This window comes from Bartonella sp. AA86SXKL, from assembly GCF_042196885.1.
Genome location: NZ_JBHIRE010000001.1, coordinates 323,101 through 327,889, shown reverse-complemented (window position 1 = coordinate 327,889; position 4,789 = coordinate 323,101). Strand labels below are relative to the sequence as shown.

The window sequence follows — 4,789 nt, the reverse complement described above, 5'->3', positions numbered from 1 at the left end:
TTGTCGTCGCAGGTTCTGCAACCCAACTTGTTACTCTGCTATTTAAGCCATAGTGGCGTTAATTATGACTCATAAAAACAATATGTTTATTTATATAAAAATATTATCTAGATTTTAATAAGAGTGAAATATGCAAAAGTTAATTAGTGTTCAATCGAAAAGTAACAACAAAATCATCGCAATTTCTGCTGCTATGACTGCATTGTTCATGGATAGTTCTGCTTACGCCGCCGCAAGCGTTTTAAAAAACGCAGAGAACGCTCTAACAGGTTTACAGACAGACTTAAAAGTAATTATCCCTATCGCTGCTGCCGTTATACTTTTATGTTTAGCAATTGGTTATGCGGGACGCTACATCGGAAAGGATACGTTTGTACGCTGGGCAATTGGTGTTGTCATTGCAGGTTCTTCAGCCCAACTTGTTACTCTGCTATTTAAAACAGCGTGATAATGGCATCAATTACAAATAATATAACACGATACGTTTATACGATAGACAATCAGTATTATTATCGTACCCTCTACAACCAAAGTTACTGCAATATTATTGAAAGGTAATTCATGAATCAGTATAATACGTAATGTTTTTAATATCCATCGATTATAGGTGTGTACCAGTAATAATGTAGCCATACTGAAAAAAGGAATATTGTTTATAGCAACTTTAATTAAAAGGGGATAAAGGATATGAAACAATCAAATACGTTTCAAGCGAAGACGTGCAACAAGATTAATGTTATTATTATCACTTCAATGATGTTATTAATAACGCAGTCTGCATATGCTCAGACGGAAACTGAGAGCTTGGATGCCTTCGTAGGGATGCAATATGGATTAAGTATACTTATTCCTATCGTCGCCATTATTATTCTTTTATTTCTTTTGCTTATTTATATATTTCGCATCATTGCAAGAGCTACATTTATACGATGGGCATTCAGTGTCATTATTGCTGGTGCAGCCTTTTATATTAGCCACATATTATTTCACCTCCACTGACAAGAGCACCCCATGAAATCACAAGAACAAAAAGAATTCCCCCTATTCAAAGGAGCAACACGTGTTCCAACTATATGGGGGGTCCCCATGATGCCATTTATCGTTATGGTTATGGGGGTCGCTGCTACTGCTATGACAGTAAGTATCTTTTTGTGGATTATAGCACCTCCATTATGGTTCATTATGGTGCAAATTACTAAAAACGATGATAAGGCGTTTCGTATCTGGTGGTTATGGATCGATACTAAATTTCGCAATCGCAACAAAGGTTTTTGGGGCGCATCAAGTTATAGTCCCTCTGATTATAGTAAAAGGAGATAAACATGACAGCTGTTGAAAGCAGCAAACGCCTTGCATCAGAGACACCTGTAAGCCTGTTTCTGCCTTATTCACATCATATTACAGATACAATTATTTCTACTAAAAATGCGGAATATTTATCAATTTGGAAAATTGATGGGCGTTCGCATCAAAGCGCTTCAGAAGAAGATATTTTTCAATGGATAAAAGAGCTTAACAATACTCTACGGGGTCTTGCATCAGCCAATTTATCATTTTGGACGCATATTGTGCGCCGCCGTGTTTATGAATATCCTGATTCAACATTTGATCAAATGTTTTGCTATCAACTTGATGAAAAATATCGACAAAGCTTTACTGGTTATAATTTGATGGTCAATGATTTATATCTGACTGTCATTTTTCAACCGATAGCGGATAAAATTATGTCGTTCTTTTCTAAACATGAACGTGAAACGCTTGATCAAAAAAAGATGCGACAAGACACATGTATCAAAGAACTCAATGACATCAATCGTACTTTAGGCCAATCTTTAAACCGTTACGGTGCAGAACTTCTTGGTGCTTATGAAAAAAATGGGCATGTTTATTCTTCTGCACTTGAATTCCTTGGAATGCTTGTCAATGGTGAATATCGCCCTATGCCAATTTGCCATGACCGTTTTGCTGACTATATGTCTGTCAATCGACCTTTTTTCTCAAAATGGGGCGCTCTTGGTGAACTGCGAACAACCAGTGGAATGCGTCGATTTGGAATGCTGGAAATTAAAGAATATGATGCAACAACCAAACCAGGACAATTGAATGTTTTGTTGGAAAGTGACTTCGAGTTCGTATTGACGCAGAGCTTTTCGGTGCTCTCCCGACATGCTGCTAAAGATTATTTACAACGGCATCAGCGTAATCTGATTGATGCACGAGATGTGGCAACGAGCCAAATTGAACAAATTGACGAAGCACTAAACCAGCTTATCAGTGGGCATTTTGTCATGGGAGAACATCACTGCACATTAACGATCTATGGTGATACAATTCAACAAGTTCGCGACCATATGGCCAAAGCAAGTGCAGCATTACTAGACGTTGCGGTACTGCCCAAACCTGTAGACTTAGCAATAGAGGCTGGCTATTGGGCACAACTTCCTGGCAATTGGAAATGGAGACCGCGTCCTGCTCCGATTACATCATTGAACTTTTTATCATTTTCATCTTTTCATAACTTTATGTCAGGAAAACCCACTGGCAACCCATGGGGACCAGCCGTCACAATTCTTAAAACAACCAGTAAAACGCCGCTTTATTTCAATTTTCATGCCTCCAAACTTGAAGAGGACTCGACAGATAAACGTTTACTTGGTAATACCGCGCTTATCGGACAATCTGGTTCGGGTAAAACCGTTTTACTCGGCTTTTTGTTAGCACAAGCACAAAAATTTAAGCCGACAACTGTTGTTTTTGATAAAGATCGTGGTATGGAAATTGCCATTCGGGCGATGGGTGGAAAATATTTAACATTCAAGCCAGGCAGAAAAAGTGGTTTCAATCCTTTCCAACTCCCACCCACACAAGAAAATCTTATTTTTTTGAAACAATTTGTTAAAAAATTGGCAGAAGCTGGTGGTGAAGTCACGCACCACGACGACGAAGAAATTAACAAAGCAGTTATGTCTGTTATGAGTGCTAACATTGACCGATCACTCCGTCGTTTGTCCTTTCTAGTACAATTTTTACCAAATCCACGTTTAAGTGATTATAATGCTCATCCATCTGTTCATGCTCGCTTACTAAAATGGTGTGAAGGTGGTGATTATGGGTGGTTGTTTGATAATCCCCATGATGCTCTTGATCTCTCAACACATCAAATTTACGGCTTTGATATCACGGAATTTTTAGATAATTTTGAAACTCGCACTCCAGTGATGATGTATTTGCTTTACCGCACAGAAGGCATGATTAGCGGACAGCGATTTATGTATATCTTTGACGAGTTTTGGAAGCCTTTGCAAGATCCGTACTTTGAAGATTTAGCGAAAAATAAACAAAAGACTATCCGTAAACAAAATGGTATTTTTGTTTATGCAACACAAGAACCTAGCGATGCCTTGGAAAGTAATATTGCCAAAACACTCATTCAACAGTGTGCAACTTACATTTTTCTAGCCAATCCCAAAGCAAATTATGAAGATTATACAAAAGGCTTTAAACTAACAGATGCCGAATTTGAACTCGTTAAAGGACTTGGTGAATTTAGTCGCCAATTCCTCATTAAGCAGGGTGATCAATCTGCGCTTGCAGAACTGAATCTTGGTAAATTCCATCTGACACGCGATGGAAAAACCATCGAACACGACTTTAGTGACGAGCTCTTAGTGTTATCAGGAACGCCTGATAACGCAGAGTTAGCTGAAAGCATTATCGCAGAAGTTGGTGATGATCCGGCAATATGGTTACCAATTTTCTTACAGCACGCAAAAAATGACAGGAGGGAAACATGAAAAAAAAGGTCATTTCAATAGTAGTTGTAATAACTTTAGGGATTTCAAACCCAGCGATGGCTTGGGTTTGGGGCGCTGGGGCGGCGGATTTATCGGCATCCGTTCCAACGAAGTGGCCCAATTTTTTTGGAAGTTCATCTTCAAATACATCAAAGTCTAAAAAAACTCCACAGCAAAAGAAAGCGCCACCTGATGCCCAACTTCTCGATATGCTAAAAAAACACCTTGAGGAAGTAAAAAAGATACACGAATCTATAACGGGAAGCCAAAAATTCGATACTAAAAAACTTAAAAATGTACAAACAGATCACAGTAGCTTTTTTCTCAAAAATCCAGAGAATCTCTACAATAGAAATAAAACTTCTGCTCTATCTACATCATTTGAAAATATTTTAAAAGAAGAAGAAATTCCTGTCACTATCCATGAATCTAGCAGTTTTATCAACAAGCGCATCCAATATGCAGCCATCACTGATAAAGCCGTAAGTTTAAAAACTTTTCAAGAAGCAAACAATCGTTTTCAGCAAATTGAAGAACTATTAAACGAAATCACGACAACAAAAGATCTAAAAAGTATTGCCGAGTTACAAGCACATATAATTGGAATGCTTGCTATGCTACAAAATGAAACAGCAAAACTACAAATGGTTACACATTTACGCAACGCTGAACATACACTTATCAAACAACAGAAAGATAAGCATAACATAAAAATTTTGAATAGTAAAAACACGAAAATGCCTACCATAAGATTTATTAGGTAAAGCTTTTATAATAACATTTTGTATATTATTTTCCTGTATGCTCGTAAAAAGAAAAAGTTAATGCGTAATACTCAATTCTCTCTCATAGATCGAAAAGGTCTACGAAGTTTCATTTTATCCTTAAAAAATTCAACGAAAAATGCTTAAAAATCATATAAAAAGTTGAAAATTCGTTAAAGAGGAATGCCATGAACTTCACTATGTTCACGCAACTTTTCGATAAAATTAACC

At 37.3% G+C, this 4,789-nt stretch carries 5 protein-coding genes; all 5 read left to right on the top strand.

Annotated features, from left to right (window positions below; all coding sequences use genetic code 11):
• Positions 1-130 precede the first annotated feature (130 nt).
• Positions 131-448 (top strand): VirB2 family type IV secretion system major pilin TrwL, encoded by a 318-nt coding sequence (trwL, locus tag ACFIO5_RS01250; protein ID WP_375683346.1) that lies wholly within the window; start codon positions 131-133, stop codon positions 446-448.
• Between the two features lie 239 nt (positions 449-687).
• Positions 688-999, top strand: a complete 312-nt coding sequence (locus ACFIO5_RS01245) for a conjugal transfer protein (protein WP_375634374.1) — start codon at positions 688-690, stop codon at positions 997-999.
• A 12-nt stretch (positions 1,000-1,011) separates the two neighbouring features.
• Positions 1,012-1,320 carry a VirB3 family type IV secretion system protein gene (locus tag ACFIO5_RS01240; protein ID WP_375634372.1) on the top strand — a complete coding sequence of 103 codons (309 nt, stop codon included), beginning with the start codon at positions 1,012-1,014 and terminating at the stop codon, positions 1,318-1,320.
• 2 nt (positions 1,321-1,322) lie between these two features.
• On the top strand, positions 1,323-3,794 hold the full coding sequence (locus ACFIO5_RS01235) for a VirB4 family type IV secretion/conjugal transfer ATPase (protein ID WP_375684412.1): 2,472 nt from the start codon (positions 1,323-1,325) through the stop codon (positions 3,792-3,794).
• The gene (locus tag ACFIO5_RS01230) at positions 3,791-4,558 is read left to right on the top strand and encodes a TrbJ/VirB5 family protein (RefSeq protein ID WP_375633486.1); all 768 of its coding nucleotides are present in this window, start codon (positions 3,791-3,793) and stop codon (positions 4,556-4,558) included. The genes ACFIO5_RS01235 and ACFIO5_RS01230 overlap by 4 nt, the downstream gene beginning before the upstream one ends.
• Positions 4,559-4,789: the final 231 nt, after the last annotated feature.